The sequence below is a fragment of the Arthrobacter sp. FW306-06-A genome (assembly GCF_021870055.1).
Classification (GTDB): Bacteria; Actinomycetota; Actinomycetes; order Actinomycetales; family Micrococcaceae; genus Arthrobacter.
Genome location: NZ_CP084552.1, coordinates 3,089,329 through 3,112,300 on the forward strand (window position 1 = coordinate 3,089,329; position 22,972 = coordinate 3,112,300).

A 22,972-nucleotide genomic window follows, 5' to 3' on the forward strand; every position below is an offset into this window, starting at 1 on the left:
CCACCATTGATCAGTTAAAAAGTACCGCTCCTTGGCGGGTGTCACTAATCCGGGGCCCGCCCCTGCGGCCTAAAACACACCACATGTGGGGCGAGTCACACGAATATTACGTACCCTAGGAGCTAGCTTCGGCCAGCCGGGCTACCGCTGCATCGATCCGTTCATCCGACCCCGTCAAGGCAACACGGACGTAGCCGTTGCCGGCGTCGCCGTAAAAGACCCCTGGCCCCACCACGATGCCCCGCCCAGCCAGTCGGGAAACGGTCTCCCAGGTGTCCTCCCCTGCCGTCGACCAGAGGTACAGGCCGGCGTCGGATTCCTTGATCTCCAGGCCGAAGTCCAGCAGCGCCGGCAGCAGGCGTTCGCGCCGGCCCCGGTACAGCTCCTTTTGCGCCTCAACGTGGGTGTCGTCGCCCAGCGCCACCCGCATGGCTTCCTGGATGGGGTAGGGCACGATCATGCCTGCATGCTTGCGGCTGTTGACCAGGTTGGGCATCAGGTCCGGATCACCGGCGACGAACGCCGCCCTGTAACCGGCCAGGTTGGACTGCTTGCTGAGCGAGTAGACGGCGAGCAGGCCCTGGTGCGAGCCGCCCGCCACGCGGGGATCGAGGATGCTGGGGACCCGCTGGCCGCCGCGCTGGACGTCCCAGTCGCCCCAACCGAGCTCCGCATAGCATTCGTCCGACGCCACAACGGCACCCAGTTCGCGGGCCTGGACCACCAGCGCCTTCAGGGAGTCTGCGTCCCGCACGCTGCCGGTGGGGTTGCCCGGCGAGTTGACCCAGATGAGCCGGACCCGCGAGCGGGTGGCCTCGTCCAGTTCGTCCAGGTTGTCTGTTGCCACGGATGTGACCCCGGCGAGGGTCGCGCCGATATCGTACGTGGGGTAGGCCACCTTGGGACGTACGACGACGTCTCCGGGCTTAAGGCCAAGCAGCAGCGGCAGCCACGCAACGAGTTCCTTGGAGCCCACCGTGGGCATGATGTTGCGCGGATCGAGGCCTGGCACACCGCGCCGCCGTTCGAACCAGGCAGCGATGGCCTCCCGCAGCGCCGGAGTCCCATGGACCGTGGGGTAGCCGGGTGCGTTGGCGGCGGCCTTCAGGGCATCCTGCACCAGCTGCGGCGTCGGATCCACCGGCGTCCCGATCGAGAGGTTGACGGCTCCACCGGGATGCTCAGACGCCTTGGCCACATACGGTGCCATGGCCTCCCAGGGGTAGTCGGGCAGGTCCAGGCCAAACGAATTAACTGCTGCGGTCACGATGTCCGTCCGCTTTAGTGGTCTTGGTTCTGCGGGGGCAGGGCTGCGATCATCGGGTGGTCCTTGCCGGTGTTGCCGATCTTGGCTGCGCCGCCCGGGGAGCCGAGGTCATCGAAGAACTCCACGTTGGCCTTGTAGTAGTCGGCCCACTCCTCCGGGGTGTCGTCCTCGTAGTAAATGGCCTCAACCGGGCACACCGGTTCGCAGGCTCCACAGTCGACGCACTCATCCGGATGGATGTACAGCGAACGCTCGCCTTCATAGATGCAGTCGACGGGGCATTCTTCAATACATGCCTTGTCCTTGACATCCACACACGGCTGCGCGATTACGTACGTCACGTCCCTGGCCTCTCCACGTTGGGGTTCCGGCGTCCCGCCGGCTCTTGCATCCGGCGGCACAGCCGGAGTCTGACATCTGAGCCTATTATCTCCCAGCCCATTCCCGCGAACCTAGCCGGGCAACCTAGTATGAACTGGTGAGTCAGCCAGTACCTGCGCCAGCGCGTTTCCTTGCCTCGGCTGAGCCGGGAACCCGGGTGGTGGTGCGCTACCGAATCGAGGGCGGCCTCACGGACGCCCTGGGACACCTGCTGGGTTGCGACGCCGGTTCCTGCACCGTCCGCACCCGGCAGGCCGACGTCGTCATTCCCCTTGAGCGCGTTGTGGCAGCCAAACAAGTCCCGCCGGCTCCCCCGCGGCGCCGCCCGGCTGCACGCTAACCCCCGCCAGAGGGAAAAGAAAAAAGCCGGAACGACGGCGGGGTCCCCGCCTGCCGTTCCGGCTTTCCTTGCGTTGCTAGGCCTTGGCGCGGGCGCGGTTGGCCTTGGCGCGCTCGTTGGTGTCCAGGATCACCTTGCGGATCCGGATGGCCTCCGGGGTCACCTCGACGCACTCGTCCTCGCGGGCGAACTCCAGCGACTCTTCGAGGGTGAGTTCCCGCGGAGGGGTCAGGTTCTCGAAGGTGTCGGAGGAAGCGGCACGCATGTTGGTGAGCTTCTTTTCCTTGGTGATGTTGACGTCCATGTCATCGGCGCGCGAGTTCTCGCCGACGATCATGCCTTCGTACACCTCGGAGGTGGGCTTCACGAAGAAGGAGCCGCGTTCCTGCAGGTTGATCATGGCGAACGGGGTGACCACGCCGGCGCGGTCGGCAATCATGGAGCCGTTGGTGCGGTACTCGATGGGGCCGGCCCAGGGCTCATAGCCTTCGGAGATGGAGGCTGCGATGCCGGCGCCGCGGGTGTCGGTGAGGAACCGGGTACGGAAACCGATCAGGCCACGGGCCGGAACGATGAACTCCATCCGGCACCAGCCGGTGCCGTGGTTGGCCATGTTGGTCATGCGGCCCTTGCGGGCTGCCATGAGCTGCGTGACGGCGCCAAGGTATTCCTCGGGTACGTCGATGGTCATGTGCTCCATGGGCTCATGGATCTTGCCATCGATGGTCTTGGTGACAACCTGCGGCTTGCCCACGGTCAGCTCGAAGCCTTCGCGGCGCATCTGCTCAACCAGGATGGCCAGCGCCAGCTCGCCACGGCCCTGGACTTCCCAGGCGTCGGGACGCTCGGTGGGAAGCACCTTGATGGAGACGTTACCGATCAGTTCCTTGTCCAGGCGGTCCTTCACCTGGCGGGCGGTAACCTTGGCACCCTTGACCTTGCCCGCCAGCGGGGAGGTGTTGATACCGATGGTCATGGAGATCGCGGGGTCATCCACGGTAATCAGCGGCAGCGGCTGCGGGTTCTCGACGTCGGTGAGGGTTTCACCAATGGTGATGTCCTCGATGCCGGCGACGGCGACGATCTCGCCGGGGCCCGCGGACTCGGCGGGAACGCGCTCCAGCGCCTTGGTGGCGAGCAGTTCGGTGATCTTGACGGTCTTCAGCTCACCGTTCTGGCGGGCCCAGGCAACCTGCTGGCCCTTGCGGAGGGTGCCGTTGTAGATGCGCAGCAGGGCAAGGCGGCCCAGGAACGGGGAAGCGTCCAGGTTGGTCACGTGTGCCTGCAGGACACCCTCGGGGTTGTACGTAGGAGCCGGGATGTGCTCCACGATGGTCTTGAAGAGCGGCTCGAGGTCTTCGTTCTCCGGGGCGGTGCCGTCAGCGGGCTGTTCGAGGGAGGCGCGGCCAACCTTGGCTGCAGCGTAAACGACGGGAACTTCGAGGATCTTGTCCAGGTCCAGGTCGGGCACTTCGTCCGCGAGGTCTGAGGCCAGGCCCAGGAGCAGGTCCATGGACTCGTGGACGACTTCCTCGATGCGGGCATCGGGACGGTCGGTCTTGTTGACCAGCAGGATGACAGGCAGGTGGGCGGCCAGGGCCTTGCGGAGGACGAAGCGGGTCTGCGGAAGCGGACCCTCGGATGCGTCAACGAGGAGGACGACGCCGTCGACCATGGACAGGCCGCGCTCCACCTCACCGCCGAAGTCGGCGTGGCCCGGGGTGTCGATGACGTTGATGGTGATGGTCTCGCCATTGGAGGACGGCCCGTTGTAGGCCACCGTGGTGTTCTTGGCGAGGATGGTGATGCCCTTTTCGCGCTCAAGGTCACCGGAGTCCATCACGCGGTCTTCGAGGTGGTTGTGCTCGGCAAAGGAATTGGTCTGCTTGAGCATGGCATCGACCAAAGTGGTCTTGCCGTGGTCAACGTGGGCCACAATCGCGACGTTGCGCAGGTCACTGCGCGATGCAGTGGCTACCGCGGTGTTGGTGGTGGTTTCAGACATGCGTAATGGCTCGATTCAGTGGAGTCAGCTGTTGTATCGCGACATTTCCAACTGGAACGCACGACGGACTTGGCCCTTAACACAGGGCGACTACTTCCAGTCTAAACGCTGCGGCAAGTGATGGCCTAAATCCGGGCGGCGGCGCCGCTGCCGCACGCAACCCGGAATCACCCCTGATCGCCAGGTCACACTCACTGGATAAATACCCGCCAATGCCCCATTATTGCTGTTGATGAGCAGCCCATCGCCCCGCAAAGAATCCCCCCGTCCCGCGCGTGTGCTCACGCGCGCTGCGGTGCTGGCACTTGCCGCGGGGCTGGTCCTTGCGGCGCCCGGTCAGCAGGTGGATGTGGCTCCTGGTCAGGCGTCGCCCGTGGAGGGGTACCTTCCGTCCGCGCTGCTCCGGGCCAGCGCCGTTGGCCAACCCAGTGCGACGGGATTCGCCTCAAACGTCGACCTGTCAACGGTACTTAACCGCCCTGCGCTGTTCCCTGGCGAGATTTACCGCAACCCTGTGTTTAAGCGCAACGAGGTTGTGGTGGCAAATGCCAGAAGCACTGCTGTGCTGATTGGCGACTCCCAGTCCGTCCCCGACGACAGCTGGCCTCGCAGGGCCTTGGCGGGCCTGGGTTACAGCGTCCACTTCTGCGGTTACGGCGGCACGGGGTTCACCGCTGCCAACGGCAAGGTGGGCAACTACATCGATGCCCTTGAACACGGCGACTGGCTGATGCCGGCCGGAGCACCCGGCCTGATCGTGATTGAAGGCGGCGGCAACGACGCTGCCCGGGGCGCCTCTGACGCGCAGATCAGTGCCAACGCCAACCGGCTCATCGACGCACTAAAAGCCCGATACCCCGACACGCGGATCGTCGTGGTGGGCACCCTTGCCCGCGGAGCCCAAAACGGCGGCGGCCGGCGAAGCCAGGTGGATGCACTGCTGGCGGGGATCGCAGCCCGGCAGCAGGTCACGTTCGTGAGCGCCGGCGACTGGCTGACCAAATACAACCTGACCCAGCACCTGGCCGACGCCGTCCATATGGATGCCGAAGGCCGGAAGCAGCTTGGCGGGGTCCTGGAGCGCCGCTTGCGTGAACTCGGTGTTCCCGCCGCGCCGGGTGGCGGGCCGTCGCTGGCAGCTACGGGAGCGAACGGCACAAACGGCTGAAGCCGGAACCCGAAGGTCCCGGCTCCAGCCGTTGACATGGGGCTTCCCCGCTACGCCAGGGTCATGCCACCTCGGGCGGAAGCATCAGCTTCGCGCCGGGGATCGCATTGAGCAGGGCCTTCGTGTAGTCCTGCTGGGGCGACTCGAAAACCTCGTCCGTGGACCCGGTCTCGACCAGCCGGCCCTTCTCCATCACGCACACGTGGTCCGCGATCTGCCGCACGACGGCAAGGTCGTGGGTGATGAACAGGTAGGTCAGGCCGAGGTTGACCTGCAGGTCAGCCAGCAGATTCAGCACCTGCGCCTGCACCAGTACGTCCAGGGCGGAAACTGCCTCGTCACAGATGATGACCTCGGGGTCAAGCGCCAGTGCGCGCGCGATGGCAACACGCTGCCGCTGCCCGCCTGACAGCTCGTTCGGGTACCGCTGCATGGCGGATTGGGGCAGGGCCACCTGGTCCAGCAGTGTCCGCACCTTCTTTTCCCGGCTGGCCTGGTCCCCGATCTTGTGCACCCGAAGCGGTTCTTCAATGGTGCGGTAGATGTTGTACATCGGATCGAGGGAGCCGTACGGATCCTGGAAGATGGGCTGGACGCGCCTGCGGAACTTGAACAGTTCGGCAGGCTTCAGGGCCGAGGTGTCGACGCCGTCGAACAGGATCCTGCCTTCCGTGGGCTTTTCCAGCTGGAGCACCATCTTGGCCACCGTGGACTTGCCGGAGCCCGACTCCCCCACAATCGCCGTCGTGGTTCCCCGCCTGACGTCGAAGCTCACGCCGTCCACCGCCGCGAAGTCCGTCGCCTTGCCCAGCCCCTGGCGGAGCTTGTAGACCTTGCGCAGGTCCTGGATCTGCAGGAAGGTGTCCGACTTGGCCGTCTCGGCCGCCGGCGCCAGCAGGTCCGCAGTCTCCACGCCCTGCTCCCTGGCAGCCTGGATACGGCGGCTGGCCAGGGACGGCGCGGACTCTACGAGCCGCTTGGTGTACGGGTGCTGCGGGTTGCGGAGCAGTTCCAGCGACGGACCGGCTTCAACCACGCGGCCCTGGTACATGACCACCACTTTGTCTGCCCGCTCGGCTGCCAGGCCCAGGTCGTGGGTGATCAGCAGCACCGAGGTTCCCAGTTCGTTGGTCATCGTCTCCAGGTGGTCCAGGATCTGCCGCTGGACGGTGACGTCGAGGGCCGACGTCGGCTCGTCCGCAATCAGCAGGCGGGGCTGGCAGGAGAGGCCAATGGCGATCAGCGCGCGCTGGCGCATGCCGCCGGAGAACTCGTGCGGGTACTGGTTGGCCCGGCGCTTCGCGTCGGGCAGCCCCGCTTCGGAGAGCACCTTGGCGATATCGTCCGGCCCGCTGGGGCGGCCGTTTGCCTTCAGTGTTTCCCGGACCTGGTAGCCGATCTTCCACACCGGGTTCAGGTTGGACATGGGGTCCTGCGGAACCATGCCGATGGTGTTGCCGCGCAGCTCGATCATGCGCTGCTCGGTGGCATGGGCAATGTCCTCGCCGTCGAGCAGGACTTGGCCGCCGGACACCCTGCCGTTGTTGGGCAGGAGGCCAATGGCCGCCAGCGCCGTGGTGGATTTGCCGGACCCCGACTCCCCCACGATCGCCACCGTTTCGCCCGGCATGATGGTCAGGTGCGCGTTCCGCACGGCCTGGACCTCACCGCCGCCGGTCTTGAAGGTAATGGCGAGGTCACGGATTTCGAGCAGCGGCCTGACGCCGGTGGTTTCGGCCTCATCAATGCGGACGTCTGGAGTTGTCATCTCATTTTCTCTCATCGCTGACGGCTCTTCGGGTCAAGGGCGTCGCGCACTGCATCGCCCAGCATGATGAAGCTCAGCACCGTGATGGACAGCGCCGCGGCCGGGTAGAGCATGATTTCCGGCCGGGTCCTGATCGATGCCTGGGCGCCTGCGATGTCATTGCCCCAGGACATGATGCTCTGCGGCAGGCCAATGCCCAGGAAGGACAGGGTGGCTTCGGCCACGATGAACACGCCAAGTTCCAGCGTTGCCAGGACAATGATCGGGGCCAGGGCGTTCGGCAGGACGTGGCGCATCAGTGCACCGAACTTGGAAACACCCAGCGCGCGGGCTGCGGTGACGAAGTCGGAATTGCGCACCTCAATGACTGCACCGCGCGTGATGCGCGCCATCTGTGGCCAGGCCAGGAGCGAGATGACGAACACCACGGTCCATACGCTCTTGTTCTCGCGGAACAGCGGCAGCTGGGTGATCACCAGAGCGCCGAGTACCAGCGGCAGTGCGAAGAAGATGTCACCCAAGCGGGCAAGCACAGCGTCAATCCAGCCGCCGTAGTATCCCGCGAGGGCGCCAAGGGTCACGCCGATCACCAGGACGCACAGCACCGAGAGCAGGCCCACTGACAGCGAGGCCTGGGTGCCGTGGATGACCCTGGAGTACACGTCGCAGCCCTGGAAAGTGAAGCCGAACGGGTGTCCGGCGCTGGGCGCGCCTTCCGAGTTCCCGAGTTCGCAGCCTTCGTTGGGCGGCGTGGACGTGAAAAGTCCAGGGAACAGCGCAATGACGATCAGGGCAAGGATCAGCAGTGCCGAGATGATGAACAGCGGACGACGGCGGAGCTTGCGCCAGGCGTCGGCCCACAGGCTGAGTGGGGCCTGGTCAGTCTTGACGGCATCCGTTGCCTGCAGCGGCGTCTCTTCAATGGGGGCCACGAAGTGGCTGTTATTACTGGTCATAGCGGATCCTCGGGTCAAGCCAGGCGTACAGGAGATCGACAAGCAGGTTGGCCACGACGAACACCAGCACCAGCACGCTGACGATGGAGACGATGGTGGGCCCTTCACTGCGGAGGACTGCCTGGTAAAGCTTGTTGCCAACGCCCGGAACGTTGAAGATGCCCTCGGTAACGATGGCACCGCCCATCAGGCCGCCAAGGTTGGCGCCCAGGTAGGTCACCACCGGGATCAGCGAGTTGCGCAGGATGTGTGCCAGGACCACCCGGGGACGTGACAGGCCCTTGGCCGTGGCGGTCCGCACGTAGTCCGCGTTCATGTTTTCGCTGACTGAAGCGCGGGTCAGGCGCAGGACGTAGGCAAAGGAGACAAGCCCCAAAACAATTGCGGGCAGCAACAGTGTGCCCCAGTTCGCATTCGCACCCACCGTCGGCTTGGCCCAGCCCAGCTGCACGCCGAAGACGAGCTGGAAGACGAAGCCGAGGACAAAGGTGGGAACTGCAATGACCACCAGCGAAGCCACCAGGACGGTGGAGTCGAACCAACCGCCGCGGCGCAGGCCGGCGAACACGCCGAAGGCCACGCCGAAGATGGCTTGGATCGCCAAGGCCTCGATGGCGAGCATGGCTGTGACGGGGAAGACACGGGCCAGGCTGGCGGCAATGGGCTGGCCGGTGAAGTCATTGCCCAGGTTGAAGGTGAAGAGGTTCTTGAGGAACAGGCCGTACTGGACCCAGAAGGGCTGGTCGAGGTTGTACTGGCTGCGCAGGGTGTCGATGACTGCCTGCGGGGGCTGGCGGTCGCCGAACAGCGCGGCGATGGGGTCGCCGGGCAGGGCGAACACCATGTAGTACACCAGGAGGGTAGTGCCGAGGAAAACAGGGATCACCTGCAGGAGTCGGCGCAGAATAAACCGGATCACAGGATCACCTGCCTTCCGGTAAGGGGGAGAACACGTTCATGAATGCCTTCCTGCCGCTTGCAAGCCAATGGGGGCCCGGACGTAACCGGAACCCCCATCAGCTTGTCGGCAAGTTATTTCTTGGAACTACTTGGCCGTGATGCCGTAGTACAGGATGCCGCCGTTCCAGCCGGTTTCGGCCTTCACGATGTTGTTGCTCCAAACGATCGGGCGGGCCTGATCCCAGAGCGGCAGGCCGGGCAGGTCCTGGAACAGGATCTCCTGTGCCTGGTTGAACTTGTCGTTGGCTTCATCCGTGCTCTTGGCAGCCAGGCCCTCCTTGAGGAGCTTGTCGAACTCAGGGTTCGAGTACTTCTCGTAGTTGGAGGAAGCGTTGGTGGCCCATACCGGTCCCAGGAAGTTGTACAGCGACGGGTAGTCGCCCTGCCAGCCCGCACGGGTCAGGCCGGGCAGCTGCTGGGACTTGCGCAGGTTCAGGACTTCAGCGAACTTGGCGAAGGGCTGGATTTCAGCCTGGATGCCGAGGTTGTTCTTGAAGCCGTTGGCCACGGCGTCGATCCATTCCTTGTTGCCGCCGTCGGTGTTGGAGGCGATCTGAAGCGGCTTGGAGCCGTCGTAGGGCTGGATCTTGTCAGCCTGTGCCCACAGGTCCTTGGCCTTGGCGGCGTCGAACTTGAGGACTTCGCTGCCCTTCAGGCCTTCCTTGAATCCGTCGATGACCGGCGGGACGAATGCCTTGGCAGGGGTACGGGTGCCGTTGAAGACCACCTTGGCGATTTCCTCGCGGTTGATGGCGTAGGACAGTGCCTGGCGCCGCAGCTTGCCGGCCTCACCCTGGAAGTTCGGGTTGTACGGCGGGATGTTCAGCGTGGAGTTGGTGGCAACGGCCTTGGTGGCGTTGCGGTCCGGGAAGTCGGAAACGTAGGTCTTCAGTGCGTTGGACGGAAGAACGTCGGTGATGTCCAGGTTGTCCGACTGCAGGTCCGTGTATGCGGGGCCCGGATCCGTGTAGAACTTAAAGGTCACGCCACCATTCTTGGCTTCGCGCGGGCCCTTGTAGTCCGCGTTCTTTACCAGGGAGATGGACTGGTCGTGGACCCAGGAACCCTGCTTTTCGAACTTGTACGGACCGTTGCCGACGGGGTTTTCACCGAAGGTCTTGGGGTCGGTCAGCGCTGCCGAAGGAAGCGGGAAGAAGGCGGAGTAGCCGAGGCGCAGGGACCAGTCAGCCTCAGGCTGGGCCAGCTTGACCGTGATGGTGGAATCATCGGTTGCTGCAAGGCCGGACATGGTGTCAGCCTTGGGGGCCGGGGTGGTGGTGGTCTTGCCGTCAGCACCCTTTTGCGAGTTCACAGCCGAAACGTCTTCGTAACCGGCGATGGACTCGAAGAAGAATCCGTTGTTCTGCAGGTTCTTGGAGTTTGCAGCGAAGTTCCAGGAGTCAACGAAGGTCTTAGCCGTAATGGCCTCGCCGTTGGTGAACTTCTGGCCCTGCTTGACCTTGATGGTCCAGTTCTGGGCGTCGGACGACTCGATGGAATCGGCGAGGGCGTTGACCGGCTTGCCGCTGGCATCGTACGTGCGCAGGCCTTCGAAGAGGAGCTCGACCACGCGGCCGCCGTAAACCTCATTGGTGTTTGCCGGCAGCAACGGGTTTTGTGGCTCGTTGCTGTAGGCAGTGATGACCTTGTTCGGATCGCCGGCAGCATTGCTGGACCCTTCAGTGCTGCCGCCGCCGCCGGCGCCGCACCCGGTCAGGGCAAGCGCGGCGATTGCCACGATGCCCAGTGCTTTGGAAGTGCGCGTAAAACGCATTCCGCCTCCTATGAGTTGTGGGAGAGATATATAGGGGAATCTTGTGCTTCCCCTGCAGGCTGCACGCAGCTCACCGCTGTGACGAAACCTACACAATACGAGTTAGCCTAACCGCACGTAGTCCAGATATTGGTACTCCGTTGCCAAACCGTGACCGGCGCAGTGCAATACCCCGGCAAATGGAGGGAAGTTAGGCACGTCACATGCTACTCGCCGGTAAGCCGTACGGCGAATCGGGCCAAAGAGCGCTGCGCAAGGGGCGAAAGACCCTAGGTCACCTGGCAGGGTTGGACAGCCGCCACTCCCAGACGTTCCACCAGATGCCGAGGGGGCCGGGGCTGGTCTTGATGCCCGCTACCCGGGAATTGAAGGCGGTTGTTCCCAGCGTTTGGTAGAGCGGGAGGCCATACGCGTCCTCCCAGATGTGCTTATCGATTTCCGCCAGGAGCTCATCCTGTTTGCCCAGGTCCGTGGTCACGGCCAGTTGCTCCATAACCTTGTCCGCGCCGCCGTCGGAATATCCCGTGAAGTTGCTGCCCGCACCGGTGCGGAAGATCTGCGGCACCCGGCTGACACCGGCCTCTGTGCCGATCCATCCCGACAGGGCGGCGTCATATCCGCCCCGGCTTAGCGCGGCAGCCCAGTCGGCACTGCCCTGTCCGCCGTCGACCACCCGGAATCCGGCCAGCGCGGCCGAGTCGCGGATCAGGGCGAACGCCTTGGCCCGGTTCGGGTTGTCCCGGTTGTAAAGTACGCGGACGCTGGGGGTGGTGTCCTTCAGGAGCTTCTTTGCCCCGTCAATGTCCACCTTGGCGTAGTCCGAAGAGCCGTTATTCTTCACGGTGTCGTCGTACTTCGGTTGTCCCGGCAGGAATACCTGCGAGTCCAATGGCTTGTTGTCCGGCACCTGGGTTCCCACCACGGCGTCCATGATTGCCTGCCGCGGCACGGTCTTGAGGAAGGCTTCCCTGACGTCTTTGTCGGCAAAGGTCCCGGAGAAGTTGAGATCCAGGTGGTCATAGCCAGACTGTTTGTACCGTTGCACGGTGATGCCCTGGCCCGACAGGCCGGTGAGGAGACTGTCCGTAGCGGCTGAGGGCTGCGGCGAAATGATGTCAGCCTGGCCGTTGCGGAGGGCATCCACTGCCGCCGGTACTGCCCCGGTGAACCTGACATTGATTTCGTCCAGCCAGGGTTCCGCGCCCCATGTGTAGTCCCGGTTGCGAACCAGCTTCATCGAGACTTCCGGGACGATATCGCGGACGATGTAGGGGCCGCTGGACAGGTAGAGTGCCGGATCATCCGGAACGGCCTTTGTATTGAATCCGGTGTTCCAGAAGTCGCCGATTTTCTTGAGTGCGGGGTTGGACACCGGCTTTTCCGGGTTGCCCCGAGGCGTGTCCTTGAGCAACGTCACCAGGTCTTCCTCATCGTTGAGTCCGCCCTTGGCAGCAACGACGTGGGCGGGGAGCCCGACGTCGAACGCCACTTCCCAGTCGGCGTATGGTGCCGCGTACTCAATGGTGATGGAACGCCCGTCGGATCCGATTTCCGGGAACAGGGTGCCGGCGAGCCCCGTGGTGTCGGAGGCAACCGAGAAGTACTTGGTTCCCTTGCCGGCAGCACGATCGACATCATCGTAGTAGCCGGACCCGGCGGCCCAGCTCAACAGGAGGTCGGCTGCGCCAATGGGCGCACCATCCGACCACTTAACGCCCTCGTTGACCGTGTACTTCACCTTGAGCGGCTGGTCGGATACCTTCTCGAAATGGCCGAACTTGTCGTTCCGGACAACCTTGGACGTGTCATCAAGGTAGAAGAAGCCCGAATGTGTGATGGCACCGATCTTCGAATTGATGTCAGTGTTGCCGTTGGCGCTGTAGGGGTTGAACGACGAGAAGGCATTGACCTCCGCCACCGTGACGCTGCCGCCGCGCTTCGCCTCCCCCACCACAACGGACGGGGCGCTGCCACCCGAGCAGCCGGAAAGAACAAGGGCGGCCGACAATGCGGCGACGAGCAACTGAATCAGACGCCGTACCGGCATGCCGCCTCCTTGTGTTTTTCCCTCTCCAGGAGGGGACCCGGGCCGCCCAATCGCGCCCTACCACTTCAGGATAAGCTGTCAGGCCGGTCAGTCGTTGATGTGGGGCATTGGACCCTGTAGTCCCCCCCCCCCCACCGGGCCGCTACTATGAACCCGTGCCTGGCCGTGTCGCTGTCCTGACCGATCCCGGCCGCATGCCCGACGACGAACAGATCCGCCAGCATCTGGGTGCTTCCTTCGCCGCCTGGCACGACCTCAAGGAGCTGTTGTCCCGACCCGACCTTGGCCTGGAGTTGTCGTGGCACCACTACCGGGACGGCGGATGGCTGTGCAAGGCTCTCCGGGGCAGCAAGAATATGGCGTGGTTGGCGGTCTGGGACGGCTACGCCACGGTCACGTGCTACTTCTCCGCCCGACACCGCAATGACCTCGCCGCGCTGCCCCTCCCTGACAACCTCCGGGCCCAGATCACCGGGGTGGAGATGTCCGGAGCGATGCTGCCGGTCGTCGTCCGGATCCGCTCGCCGGAGGATATCGGGGCCGCCATCGAGGTGGTCCGTTACAAGCTTCGGGCGCGGTAGCGGCGGCAGCCCCCCCAAGGAAGCGGGCACGTCATGGTGCCGTGGCCGCCACGGGCCCAGACGTTGACGCGGAACGAGGCCGGTGTGGGCCAGATACATTGCACCGCCCCCTAGAGTGAAGGCATGCTGCACTCAACCCGGCAAGGCTCCGGTAAGCCACTCCTCCTGATCCATGGACTCGGTTCCAGTATTGGTAACTGGAACCCGGTAATCCCGGCGCTGGCTGCTGAACGCGATGTGATTGCCATCGACCTCCCCGGTTGCGGCGAATCCGCGCCGCTGACCGGCGAAACCACCATTGCCACGCTGACCGATGCCGTCGAAGCCTTTATCCGCGACGAGAAACTGGATGACATTGATCTTGTAGGCAGCTCCATGGGCGCCCGGATGACAATGGAAATGGCGCGACGAGGGCACGCTGCCACCACGATCGCCCTGGACCCTGGTGGCTTCTGGAATGACCGCCAGGCAGCGATCTTTGGGGCAAGCATCAAAGCATCCGTCGCACTGGTGCGCCGCATCCAACCGGCACTCCCCTTCCTCACGGGCAACCCCTGGGCCGCACGGCCCTGTTGGCTCAGTTCTCCGCCCATCCCTGGAAACTGCCGCAGGATCTTGTCCTGCATGAGCTTCGCGGGTTCAAGACATCGACCAGCCTGGACCCGGCCCTCAACGCGCTGATTCACGGTCCCCGCCAGGAAGGCGCACCGGCCGGTTCACTCAAGGGAAAAGTGGTAGTCGGATGGGGGCGGAAGGACAAGGTCACCCCTCCCAGTGAGGCGGCGCGTGCCGCGGAGCTGTTCCCGGATGCCACCCTCCACTGGTTCGAAAACTCCGGTCACTTCCCACACTGGGACCAACCAACGGAAACGGCACGCCTGATCCTCGATAGCACGAGCTGAGCTGCGCGGCGGAGTCATTGGCCTTGGGGCAGTGTTGGCGGGGTACATTGCTTCGAGCGCGGCAAAGAGCCAAGTTTCCGTCACGCCCCTGCTCATCAAACCTTGATTCCAAAACGCTCCTACTCATGCCCCGGACGGGCGTATGGGGAAAACTCAACGACCCGCTTATCCCCTCGAAAACGAGCCCCAATCGATTCTTGCCGGGATAGGTTTTATCGACCGTGGATACAGGCGAAGGCCGCCAAGAACAGTGTTCTTGGCGGCCTTCCCAGAGGTTTCACGAGGGTCAGAAACTACACATTGAACCGAAATTCAACCACGTCGCCGTCGGCCATGACGTATTCCTTGCCTTCGATCCGCACCTTGCCGCGGGACTTTGCCTCGGCCATGGAGCCGGCCTCGACCAGGTCATTGAAGGAAACAACTTCGGCCTTGATGAAACCGCGCTGGAAATCGGAGTGGATGACACCCGCCGCTTGCGGTGCCGTATCCCCCTGCCGAATGGTCCAGGCCCGGGCTTCCTTGGGGCCGGCCGTGAGGTAGGTCTGCAGCCCCAGGGTGTGGAAGCCGACGCGGGCCAGCTGGTCCAGGCCGGACTCGTCCTGGCCGTTCATCTCGAGCATCTCGCGGGCTTCTTCCTCATCCAGTTCGACGAGGTCCGCTTCGAGCTTGGCATCAAGGAAAATGCAGTCTGCCGGAGCGACCATGGCCCGCAGCTCCTCCTGCTTCTCCGGGCTGCCCAGGATGCCTTCGTCGGCATTGAAGACGTAAATGAAGGGCTTGGCCGTCAGCAGGCCCAGTTCCTTGAGGTGTTCCATCTCCAATTTGTCGCTCTTGATGGAGGAGTAGATGGTGTCACCACGCTCCAGCACTGCCTGCGCGGCCTTGATGGCTGCGAGTTCGGCGGCTTCGCGCTTCTTGATCTTGACTTCTTTTTCGATCCGCGGGATGGCCTTCTCGATGGTCTGCAGGTCCGCGAGGATCAGTTCGGTGTTGATGGTCTCCATGTCCGAGCGCGGGTCCACCTTGCCGTCGACATGCACCACGTCGGGGTCGTCGAAGACCCGGACAACCTCGGCAATGGCTTCGGCCTCGCGGATATTCGCCAGGAACTGGTTGCCCAGCCCCTCCCCCTCGGACGCACCCTTCACGATCCCGGCAATGTCGACGAAGGACACGGCTGCGGGCAGGATGCGCTGGGAACCGAAGATGCCGGCAAGCTTCTGAAGCCTGGGATCCGGGAGGTTCACCACCCCCACATTGGGTTCGATCGTGGCGAACGGATAGTTCGCGGCCAGGACCTGGTTGCGGGTAAGCGCGTTGAAGAGGGTTGATTTGCCGACGTTGGGCAGTCCGACGATGCCAATAGTAAGAGCCACGAGCATTGATTCTACCCGCCGGGCCGCCGGGGACAGTACCGGGGAATGTCACTGCCGGTGAATGTCAGAGCCCCGTGCAACAGTGAAGCCATGGATGCTTTTGCCTTGATTCTGGCCCTTCTCATGCTGCTGCTGGGCGCCCTTGCCGGCGCCGCTGCCACCTACTTTTCCCTGCGCCGGAACTCGCATGGGCTGGAGGCAGACTTTGACCAGGTATCGTCCCGCCTTTCAGAAGTAACGGCCCAGCTTGCAGCGGCCGACGCCGAGCGGCGGCTTCTGGCTGCACAGAACCGTGAGCTGGGCGAGGCAAGGACGCAGGACGGCAGCGTGCTGCGCGCCCTGGCCCCGGTGGCCGAGAAGCTCTCTGCCGTCCAGCAGCAGGTGGCACTGCTGGAGCGGGACCGGGTTGAGCAATACGGCCAGCTGGCCCAGCAGCTGCAGGAGGCCAGGCTGTCGGATGAACAGCTCATCCGGTCCACGCATGCCCTGGAGTCGGCATTGCGCTCCAACAGCGCCAGGGGCCAGTGGGGCGAGGTGCAGCTTAGGCGCGTGGTAGAGGCCGCAGGCATGCTCCGCCACGTGGACTTCGTGGAACAGGTCCACAGCGCCGGCCACGACTCAGCTGTCCGCCCGGACCTGGTGGTGCAGCTGCCCGGTGAAAAGCAGCTGGTGGTCGATGCCAAGGTCCCGCTCTCGTCCTACCTCGAGGCACAGGAACTGGGCGCCGTGGATCCAGGCACGGGCCGGCTGGCCGGACCCTCGGCGAGCGATGGCAGGAACCAACAGGCCCTGCTCGCCGCGCACGCCAAGGCCTTGAGGGCCCATGTCGATGCGCTGGGCACCAAGAAGTACTGGGACATCCCGGGGAATTCGCCGGAACTGGTGGTTTGCTTCATCCCGGCCGAGTCCATCCTGGCCGCCGCCCTGACAGCTGACGCCGGGCTCCTGGACCATGCGCTGTCCCGCAATGTTGTCCTCGCATCCCCAAGCACCCTGCTGGCCGTGCTGAAGTCCGTGGCTTTCACCTGGCGCCAGGACGTCCTGACGGACAGTGCACGCGAACTGTTCGAGCTCGCGCGGCAGCTGTACGACCGGATGGGCACGCTGGGTGAGAACGTCAGCAAGCTGGGTTCCTCACTGAAGACCTCCGTGGACCGGTACAACGCGATGGTCGGCACCCTGGAAGCGCGGATTTTGCCCACCGCGCGGAAGCTCAACAGCCTGGAAGAGTCGGGCCTCGCCGCGCCTCCGTTGGTGGAGGTAACCCCGCGCGCGCTGGTGGCGCCCGAACTTCAAGGTGATGACGAAGCCGCCTGAAGTGCCGGTGAAGGCAGGAGGGGCCGGGCAGTCGCTGACTGCCCGGCCCCGTCCGTTCTACGTACGCCGGCTATGTGCCGTGGTTGCGTTCAGTTGCGGGCCCTGCGGCCGCCCAGGGCACGGCTGACGTCACCGGACTGTTTCAGGGTTGCGCGGAGTTCCTTGGGCAGCGAGAACAGCAGGTCTTCTTCAGCCGTGACCACTTCCTCCACCTTGCCGTAACCGTAGTCGGCCAGGAGCCTCAGCACGTCCTGGACCAGCACCTCGGGAACGGAGGCCCCCGACGTGACACCCACGCTGGCGACGCCTTCAAACCACGCTTCGTCCACCTCGTTGGCGAAGTCCACCCGGTACGAGGCCTTGGCGCCGTATTCGAGCGCCACCTCCACCAGCCGGACGGAGTTGGACGAGTTGGCTGAGCCCACCACGATCACCAGGTCAGCCTTGGGCGCGATCTTCTTGATGGCCACCTGTCGGTTGGTGGTGGCGTAGCAAATGTCATCGCTGGGCGGATCCTGCAGGGTGGGGAACCGTTCCTTGAGCAGCCGGACGGTTTCCATGGTCTCGTCAACACTCAGCGTGGTCTGGGAAAGCCAGATGACCTTTTCGGGGTCGCGGACGGTCACCTTGTCGACTTCGTGGGGGCCGTTGATGATCTGGATGTGCTCCGGCGCTTCACCGGCGGTGCCTTCCACTTCCTCGTGGCCGTCGTGGCCGATCAGGAGGATGTCGAAATCGTCCTTGGCGAAGCGGACGGCTTCCCTGTGCACCTTGGTGACCAGCGGGCAGGTGGCATCGATGGTGCGCAGGCCGCGGTCTTCCGCGGACTGGACCACTGCCGGGGAGACGCCATGGGCGGAGAAGATAACCAGCGCGCCTTCCGGGACTTCGTCGGTCTCGTCCACAAAGATGGCACCCTTTTCCTCCAGGGAGCTGACCACGTGGACGTTGTGGACAATCTGCTTGCGGACATACACGGGCGCGCCGTAGTGCTCCAGCGCCTTCTCGACCGCGATGACGGCCCGGTCAACGCCGGCGCAGTAGCCGCGCGGGGCAGCCAGCAGCACCTTCTTGGTGCCGTTGACGGGAGCTGCGGCTGCTACTTCCTCAGGCGAACGGCGCCTGCGTGGAATGGTTGGCATCGAAAGGGGTACGGCCGTGGTGGTCATCCCTCCATGTTACCGGCTGGTCCGCGCCCGTTTCCGGGATGCGAACAAGGTCACAATGCCCGCGGCCACCAGGACGCCACCCGTGATTGCGGTGGTGGTGATCCATCCTTGGAAGTCCGCGCCCGCGGCGGCCAGGAACTCGTCACGGAACATGTTGGCCACGGCGTTGCCGGTGTCCGTCGACTGGGCACGGGCCGAGCCCAGCTGAGAGCCAGCTCCCCACAGAGCGGCGAGCGCCAATCCCCCAAGGCCGGCTGCCAACAAAACGGTCCAGCGGCGCCGTGCAGCCACCAGCGCCAGCAGAAAGGCTACGGCCGAACCCATGGCCAGGATGTAGCCCATCGGCGCATAGGTGGCCAGCCGTTCCGTCCACTCCCTTTGCGCAGGCTGGCCTACGTTGATCAGGGTTTGCTCCGGTGGGTTGAGTGGAAGCCGAGTGGTCCGGGAGATTTCCTCCGAGCCGAGGGCTACCAAAGGGGCCACGTCCAGAGTCAGCGACGACGGCGAGGCGCCATCCTGGGGATCCGCCGAAGGCTCCGCAAAACTCAGGCGGTGGCTTCGGCGCAGCGTTTCCTCCCAAGCCGCCGGGTAACCGGGAAGCCCGGTCAACGACTCCGCCGCCTTCTCAAGCATCGGTTCGACCAGCCCCGAAAGAAAGCCCGGAACTGCTCCGGTGTCAATTGTTCCCACCGCCGCCGCAGCAAGCTTTCGCTGGAAGTCCGAGTCCTTGCCCAGCGGAGCCGCGAGGCGGACGAACCCATCTTCCTGGACGATGTTCCGATCCACCCATATAGCGGGAACGGCGACGGCGGCCAGGAGGATGCCCAGCACGGTGGCAATGGCAGAGACAAAGGTGCGCACAACAGGTCCTTCGGGGTTGGGGGCCTTTACCCATCCTAGGCAGGACGGAGGACTGTCCCTGTCAGCCCCCGGTGCTAGACCATATGGATAAGGTTGATTGAACGCCCCCAAGAGATGAAGGACCGCATGCCCGCAGCACCAGCTTCCCAATGGCATCCGCATGCCTGAGCAGGCATCCCTTCCGGGTACCGCCCCCACGACGCTGCCGGCTACCGCAGCTGAAACCAGCCCGGATAACCCGTGGCCCTTGCAGCTGCTGTCGCAGAAGCTGAAGGCCCACATTGACCGCACTCCGTCCGCATGGGTGGAAGGCCAGGTCATCGAGCTGAACCGGCGCGGAAGTAACGCCTACCTCACCCTTCGCGACGTGGACGCCGAGGTCTCACTGCCTGCCTCCGTATGGACCAAGGTGCTGGAACGCCAGAACCTTCCACTGGAGCGCGGGTCGCGGGTGGTGGCACTGCTGAAGCCGGAATTCTGGCTGAAAACGGGCAGGCTCAACATGCTGGTGCGGGACATCAGGCCCGTGGGACTGGGTGACCTGCTGGCCAGGATCGAGCGGTTGCGCCAGGCCCTGGCGGCGGAAGGCTTGTTCGCAGATTCCCGGAAGAAGCCCCTGCCCCTTCTGCCGCACCGGATCGGCCTCATCACTGGCCGCGACTCCGATGCAAAGAAGGACATCCTGCGCAATGCAGCCCTGCGGTGGCCGGCGGTGGAATTTGAGATCCGCGAGGTGGCCGTCCAAGGAAACACAGCTGTGGCCCAGGTGGTCCGTGCCCTGCGGGAACTGGATGCCCGGCCGGAGGTGGACGTCATCGTCATCGCCCGTGGCGGCGGTGCGCTGGAAGACCTCTTGCCTTTCAACAGCGAGGACCTGATCCGGGCGGTGGCTGCGGCCGCCACTCCCGTGGTGAGCGCCATCGGCCACGAGGCAGACCGCCCGCTGCTGGACTACGTCGCGGACCTGCGCGCCTCAACCCCCACCGATGCCGCCAAGCGGATCGTGCCGGAAGTCTCAGAAGAGCTTGCCGGAGTGCGCCAGGCGCGTGAACAGTTGCGCCGCTGCATGGAGCGGCTGGTGGACCGGGAATCGGACCGATTGGCGGCACTGCATTCCCGGCCGGTCATGGCGGCGCCCGAGGGCATGGTCTCGCTCCGGGCCGAGGAAATTGAACGGCTCCTGCGCCGTTCCTCCGCTTCAGTAAGTTCCACCGTGGTGCGGGCAGCAGACCAGCTTGAGCACCTCAAAGCCCAGGTACGCGCGTTGTCCCCGCAGAAGACGCTGGACAGGGGGTACGCCGTCGTCGAACTGGCAGGAGACCAGGCCGCACGGATCGCCGAAGCCGGGCACGCAGTGGTCCGCCGCCCTGCCGAGGCGCCTGCGGGTGCAGCCTTGTCCATCCGCGTGGCGGAGGGACGTTTCGGCGCGACGTCCACCGGACCCGTTCAGTCCACCGGCGGATTCCAGGCAGGAAACCAAGACCACCACCAGAAACCAGACCACCACCAGGAATTGGAAGAAAAAGCATGACTGAACAAAATCCAGGGCCGGATGTCGCAGCACTGAGCTATGAGGAAGCGCGGGAGCAGCTCATCGCTGTAGTGGGCAAGCTGGAGGCGGGAGGCGCCAGCCTCGAGGAATCCCTGGCGCTGTGGGAGCGCGGCGAGGCGCTGGCGGCGCGCTGCGAGGAGTGGCTGGAAGGCGCCCGGAAGCGCCTGGCGGCAGCCCGCGACCAGCCGCTATAGGCAGCCCGGCCACTGTCGCCAGCCGGTCAGCGCAGCCCAGTCAACGGACCGGCAGCAGCAGGCCAGCGGAACGATTACGCAGTCGATTCACGAAGCGATCCTCAGGAACGGGCCACCAGTTCCCGCTCTGTGGCGACGTCGAATTCAGCCTTTGGCCATTTGAGGTTCATCCCGGAGAGGGCACCGAGCAGCAGTTGCTGGACCGCGATCCGGGCATACCATTTCTTGTTGGCCGGGACGACGTGCCAGGGCGCGACCGGCGTGCTCGTTTCGTCGATCGCAGCCTGGTAGGCACTCATGTAATCGTCCCAAAAAGCGCGCTCGTCCAGGTCGCCGTGGCTGTACTTCCAGTGCTTGGCAGGGTTGTCCAGCCGTGCCAGCAGGCGTTCCCTCTGTTCGTCCCCACTGATGTGCAGCATCACCTTGACCACCTTGGTACCGGAATCCGTCAGCCTCGCCTCGAATTCATTGATGGCAACGTACCGCCGCTTGATTTCATCCGGACTGGCCCAGCCGTGGACCCTGTGGATGAGGACGTCCTCGTAATGGGAACGGTCAAACACACCCACCATCCCGGCGGCCGGCACTTCCTTCTCGATGCGCCATAGGAAGTCGTAGGACTTTTCCTCGTCGGTGGGGGCTTTGAATGCCTTGAAGTGGACGCCCTGCGGGTTCATCGATGCCATGACGTGGCTGACGATCCCGCCCTTGCCCGCGGTGTCCATGGCCTGCAGGATCAGCAGGACCCGCTTGGTTCCACCGAAGCGGGATTCCGCAAAGAGCTTTTCCTGCAGTTCGGAAAGTTCGTCGTCCATCTCCGCGAGGAGCAGCTTGCCGTCATCCTTGGTCCCGCTGTAGCCGGGCGTTGAGTTGGGATCCACGGCGGCAAGGGAGAAACCCTCCCCCGCGCGAAGGGTTTGGGCAGGATGCTGGTCGAAGCCAACGACGCGGGCCATGGGAATCCTTTCGCCAAGGGTTGCACGGGCAGCGCCCGTGACCACAGGCTAGTTCCCCTGGTACCTGCTTAGGAAGTCCCCCATACGGCCAATGGCCTCCTCGATGTCCTTCACATTCGGCAACGTCACCATCCGGAAATGGTCGGGGCGGACCCAGTTGAAGGCGCGCCCATGGGAGACGAGGATCTTTTGTTCCCTCAGCAGGTCGAGGACGAATTTCTCATCATCGCGAATGTGGTAGACGTCGGGGTCCAGGCGCGGGAAGAGGTAGAGCGCGCCCCTGGCCTGCTGGGTGCTGACGCCGGGAATGGCGTTGAGCATGTCATAGGCCTTGTTCCGCTGCTCCAGCAGCCGGCCGCCGGGGAGGATGAGGTCGTTGATGCTTTGATAGCCGCCCAGTGCGGTCTGGATGGCGTGCTGGGCCGGGACGTTGGCGCACAGCCGCATGTTGGCCAGGAGGTTGATGCCTTCGAGGTAGTCGGCGGCCTCCTTCTTGGGGCCGGATATGGCCATCCAGCCTGCCCGGTAGCCGCATACCCTGTAGGCCTTGGACAGCCCGCTGAACGTCAGGCACAGGACGTGGTCGTCGGTGAGCTTGGCGAGGTTAACGTGGACGGCGTCCTCATACAGGATTTTTTCGTAGATCTCGTCGGCGAAGACCACCAGGCCGTGCTTTTCAGCCAGGGCAACAATGCGCTTCAGCGTCTCTTCCGGGTAGACGGCGCCCGTCGGGTTGTTCGGGTTGATGACCACGATTCCCTTGGTGCGGGGCGTGATCTTGGCTTCCATGTCCTCAAGGTCTGGCTGCCATCCGGATTCCTCGTCGCAAAGGTAGTGGACGGGCTTACCGCCGGCGAGCGCCACGGAAGCCGTCCATAGCGGGTAGTCCGGCGTCGGGATGAGGACTTCGTCGCCTGAGTCCAGCAGCGCCATCAGGGACATGGTGATGAGCTCGCTGACACCGTTGCCCAGGTAGATGTCATCGACGTGGATGTTCTGGATGCCGCGGGTCTGGTAGTACTGCGACACCGCAGTGCGGGCGGAAAAGATGCCGCGCGAGTCGCTGTAGCCCTGGGCGTGCGGCAGGTGGCGGATCATGTCCACCAGGATGGCGTCCGGCGCCTCGAAGCCGAACGGGGCCGGGTTGCCGATGTTCAGTTTGAGGATCCGGTGGCCCTCCGCCTCCATCTGCTGGGCGGCCTGCAGAATCGGTCCACGGATGTCATAGAGAACGTTGTGAAGCTTCGTGGACTGCCTGAATTCTGCCATTCCTCAAATATGCCATAGGAAGGATGCATCCCCGTTGAGACATCCACCACATGGGCGACGGCGGCTGCCGGACCTTTCAAAGGTCCGGCAGCCGCCGTCGTCATTACCGAAGCTCCCCTCGCCGGA

The 22,972-nt window shown here is 64.2% G+C and carries 21 protein-coding genes; 8 read left to right on the forward strand and 13 right to left on the reverse strand.

The window, feature by feature from the left end:
* Positions 1-115 precede the first annotated feature (115 nt).
* On the reverse strand, positions 116-1,267 hold the full coding sequence (gene dapC / locus LFT49_RS14375; RefSeq protein ID WP_272912519.1) for a succinyldiaminopimelate transaminase: 1,152 nt from the start codon (positions 1,265-1,267) through the stop codon (positions 116-118).
* Positions 1,268-1,281: 14 nt separating this feature from the next.
* Positions 1,282-1,608, reverse strand: a complete 327-nt coding sequence (gene fdxA, locus LFT49_RS14380) for a ferredoxin (RefSeq protein ID WP_013601705.1) — start codon at positions 1,606-1,608, stop codon at positions 1,282-1,284.
* A gap of 137 nt (positions 1,609-1,745) precedes the next feature.
* Here fdxA and LFT49_RS14385 point away from each other — a divergent pair, with 137 nt between their 5' ends.
* Positions 1,746-1,988 (forward strand): putative acetyltransferase, encoded by a 243-nt coding sequence (locus tag LFT49_RS14385; RefSeq protein WP_237428572.1) that lies wholly within the window; start codon positions 1,746-1,748, stop codon positions 1,986-1,988.
* Between the two features lie 76 nt (positions 1,989-2,064).
* On the opposite strand, the gene typA is transcribed toward LFT49_RS14385, so the two are convergent.
* A complete protein-coding gene (gene typA / locus LFT49_RS14390; protein WP_236798999.1) occupies positions 2,065-3,993 on the reverse strand; it encodes a translational GTPase TypA in 1,929 nt (642 codons plus the stop codon).
* Positions 3,994-4,225: 232 nt separating this feature from the next.
* On the opposite strand from typA, the gene LFT49_RS14395 reads away from it, so the two are divergent.
* A complete protein-coding gene (locus tag LFT49_RS14395) occupies positions 4,226-5,161 on the forward strand; it encodes an SGNH/GDSL hydrolase family protein (RefSeq protein ID WP_237428573.1) in 936 nt (311 codons plus the stop codon).
* A gap of 61 nt (positions 5,162-5,222) precedes the next feature.
* Here the strand turns inward: LFT49_RS14395 and LFT49_RS14400 are convergent, their stop codons facing one another.
* The 5 genes from LFT49_RS14400 to LFT49_RS14420 all read right to left on the reverse strand — a co-directional run bounded on the left by LFT49_RS14400 (position 5,223) and on the right by LFT49_RS14420 (position 12,666).
* A complete protein-coding gene (locus LFT49_RS14400; protein WP_237428574.1) occupies positions 5,223-6,929 on the reverse strand; it encodes a dipeptide ABC transporter ATP-binding protein in 1,707 nt (568 codons plus the stop codon).
* Between the two features lie 11 nt (positions 6,930-6,940).
* Positions 6,941-7,885, reverse strand: coding sequence for an ABC transporter permease (locus tag LFT49_RS14405; protein WP_236820136.1), 945 nt, complete (start codon positions 7,883-7,885; stop codon positions 6,941-6,943).
* Entirely contained in the window at positions 7,875-8,804 is a 930-nt protein-coding gene (locus LFT49_RS14410; protein ID WP_236799003.1) for an ABC transporter permease, read from the reverse strand. Before LFT49_RS14410 ends, LFT49_RS14405 begins: the two co-directional genes overlap by 11 nt.
* 126 nt (positions 8,805-8,930) lie before the next feature.
* On the reverse strand, positions 8,931-10,619 hold the full coding sequence (locus LFT49_RS14415) for a peptide ABC transporter substrate-binding protein (protein WP_236799004.1): 1,689 nt from the start codon (positions 10,617-10,619) through the stop codon (positions 8,931-8,933).
* Positions 10,620-10,893: 274 nt separating this feature from the next.
* A complete protein-coding gene (locus LFT49_RS14420) occupies positions 10,894-12,666 on the reverse strand; it encodes an ABC transporter family substrate-binding protein (protein ID WP_237428575.1) in 1,773 nt (590 codons plus the stop codon).
* 155 nt (positions 12,667-12,821) lie between these two features.
* Between LFT49_RS14420 and LFT49_RS14425 the strand changes: the two genes are divergently transcribed.
* From LFT49_RS14425 to LFT49_RS22705, 3 genes are all read left to right on the forward strand, one after another.
* The gene (locus tag LFT49_RS14425; protein WP_237428576.1) at positions 12,822-13,247 is read left to right on the forward strand and encodes a DUF3788 family protein; all 426 of its coding nucleotides are present in this window, start codon (positions 12,822-12,824) and stop codon (positions 13,245-13,247) included.
* A 123-nt stretch (positions 13,248-13,370) separates the two neighbouring features.
* Complete coding sequence (locus LFT49_RS14430) at positions 13,371-13,928, forward strand: alpha/beta fold hydrolase (protein ID WP_237428577.1); 558 nt, start codon at positions 13,371-13,373, stop codon at positions 13,926-13,928.
* Positions 13,820-14,149: an alpha/beta fold hydrolase gene (locus tag LFT49_RS22705; protein ID WP_336886853.1), complete on the forward strand. Its 330-nt coding sequence runs from the start codon at positions 13,820-13,822 to the stop codon at positions 14,147-14,149. The genes LFT49_RS14430 and LFT49_RS22705 overlap by 109 nt, the downstream gene beginning before the upstream one ends.
* Positions 14,150-14,442: 293 nt before the next feature.
* Here LFT49_RS22705 and ychF read toward each other — a convergent pair whose 3' ends face one another.
* Positions 14,443-15,528, reverse strand: a complete 1,086-nt coding sequence (gene ychF, locus LFT49_RS14435) for a redox-regulated ATPase YchF (RefSeq protein WP_236799007.1) — start codon at positions 15,526-15,528, stop codon at positions 14,443-14,445.
* A gap of 90 nt (positions 15,529-15,618) precedes the next feature.
* Between ychF and LFT49_RS14440 the strand changes: the two genes are divergently transcribed.
* A complete protein-coding gene (locus tag LFT49_RS14440) occupies positions 15,619-16,845 on the forward strand; it encodes a DNA recombination protein RmuC (RefSeq protein ID WP_236799008.1) in 1,227 nt (408 codons plus the stop codon).
* Positions 16,846-16,934: 89 nt separating this feature from the next.
* On the opposite strand, the gene LFT49_RS14445 is transcribed toward LFT49_RS14440, so the two are convergent.
* Both LFT49_RS14445 and LFT49_RS14450 read right to left on the reverse strand, forming a co-directional pair.
* Positions 16,935-18,014: a 4-hydroxy-3-methylbut-2-enyl diphosphate reductase gene (locus LFT49_RS14445; protein ID WP_237428578.1), complete on the reverse strand. Its 1,080-nt coding sequence runs from the start codon at positions 18,012-18,014 to the stop codon at positions 16,935-16,937.
* Positions 18,015-18,023: 9 nt separating this feature from the next.
* Positions 18,024-18,875: a hypothetical protein gene (locus tag LFT49_RS14450; RefSeq protein WP_237428579.1), complete on the reverse strand. Its 852-nt coding sequence runs from the start codon at positions 18,873-18,875 to the stop codon at positions 18,024-18,026.
* 160 nt (positions 18,876-19,035) lie between these two features.
* On the opposite strand from LFT49_RS14450, the gene xseA reads away from it, so the two are divergent.
* Positions 19,036-20,406: an exodeoxyribonuclease VII large subunit gene (gene xseA, locus LFT49_RS14455; RefSeq protein WP_237428580.1), complete on the forward strand. Its 1,371-nt coding sequence runs from the start codon at positions 19,036-19,038 to the stop codon at positions 20,404-20,406.
* The gene (locus tag LFT49_RS14460) at positions 20,403-20,621 is read left to right on the forward strand and encodes an exodeoxyribonuclease VII small subunit (protein WP_237428581.1); all 219 of its coding nucleotides are present in this window, start codon (positions 20,403-20,405) and stop codon (positions 20,619-20,621) included. Before xseA ends, LFT49_RS14460 begins: the two co-directional genes overlap by 4 nt.
* A gap of 101 nt (positions 20,622-20,722) precedes the next feature.
* Here LFT49_RS14460 and LFT49_RS14465 read toward each other — a convergent pair whose 3' ends face one another.
* Both LFT49_RS14465 and LFT49_RS14470 read right to left on the reverse strand, forming a co-directional pair.
* The gene (locus LFT49_RS14465) at positions 20,723-21,577 is read right to left on the reverse strand and encodes a polyphosphate kinase 2 family protein (RefSeq protein ID WP_236799013.1); all 855 of its coding nucleotides are present in this window, start codon (positions 21,575-21,577) and stop codon (positions 20,723-20,725) included.
* A gap of 48 nt (positions 21,578-21,625) precedes the next feature.
* Entirely contained in the window at positions 21,626-22,846 is a 1,221-nt protein-coding gene (locus LFT49_RS14470) for a pyridoxal phosphate-dependent aminotransferase (protein ID WP_236799014.1), read from the reverse strand.
* Positions 22,847-22,972 lie beyond the last annotated feature (126 nt).

Coding starts and splice junctions, on each gene's coding strand:
- typA (WP_236798999.1), bottom strand. CDS start 3,993: ATGTCTGAAACCACCACCAACACCGCGGTAGCCACTGCATCGCGCAGT.
- LFT49_RS14395 (WP_237428573.1), top strand. CDS start 4,226: ATGAGCAGCCCATCGCCCCGCAAAGAATCCCCCCGTCCCGCGCGTGTG.
- LFT49_RS14400 (WP_237428574.1), bottom strand. CDS start 6,929: ATGACAACTCCAGACGTCCGCATTGATGAGGCCGAAACCACCGGCGTC.
- LFT49_RS14405 (WP_236820136.1), bottom strand. CDS start 7,885: ATGACCAGTAATAACAGCCACTTCGTGGCCCCCATTGAAGAGACGCCG.
- LFT49_RS14415 (WP_236799004.1), bottom strand. CDS start 10,619: ATGCGTTTTACGCGCACTTCCAAAGCACTGGGCATCGTGGCAATCGCC.
- LFT49_RS14420 (WP_237428575.1), bottom strand. CDS start 12,666: ATGCCGGTACGGCGTCTGATTCAGTTGCTCGTCGCCGCATTGTCGGCC.
- LFT49_RS14430 (WP_237428577.1), top strand. CDS start 13,371: ATGCTGCACTCAACCCGGCAAGGCTCCGGTAAGCCACTCCTCCTGATC.
- LFT49_RS14440 (WP_236799008.1), top strand. CDS start 15,619: ATGGATGCTTTTGCCTTGATTCTGGCCCTTCTCATGCTGCTGCTGGGC.
- LFT49_RS14445 (WP_237428578.1), bottom strand. CDS start 18,014: ATGACCACCACGGCCGTACCCCTTTCGATGCCAACCATTCCACGCAGG.
- xseA (WP_237428580.1), top strand. CDS start 19,036: ATGCCTGAGCAGGCATCCCTTCCGGGTACCGCCCCCACGACGCTGCCG.
- LFT49_RS14460 (WP_237428581.1), top strand. CDS start 20,403: ATGACTGAACAAAATCCAGGGCCGGATGTCGCAGCACTGAGCTATGAG.
- LFT49_RS14465 (WP_236799013.1), bottom strand. CDS start 21,577: ATGGCCCGCGTCGTTGGCTTCGACCAGCATCCTGCCCAAACCCTTCGC.
- LFT49_RS14470 (WP_236799014.1), bottom strand. CDS start 22,846: ATGGCAGAATTCAGGCAGTCCACGAAGCTTCACAACGTTCTCTATGAC.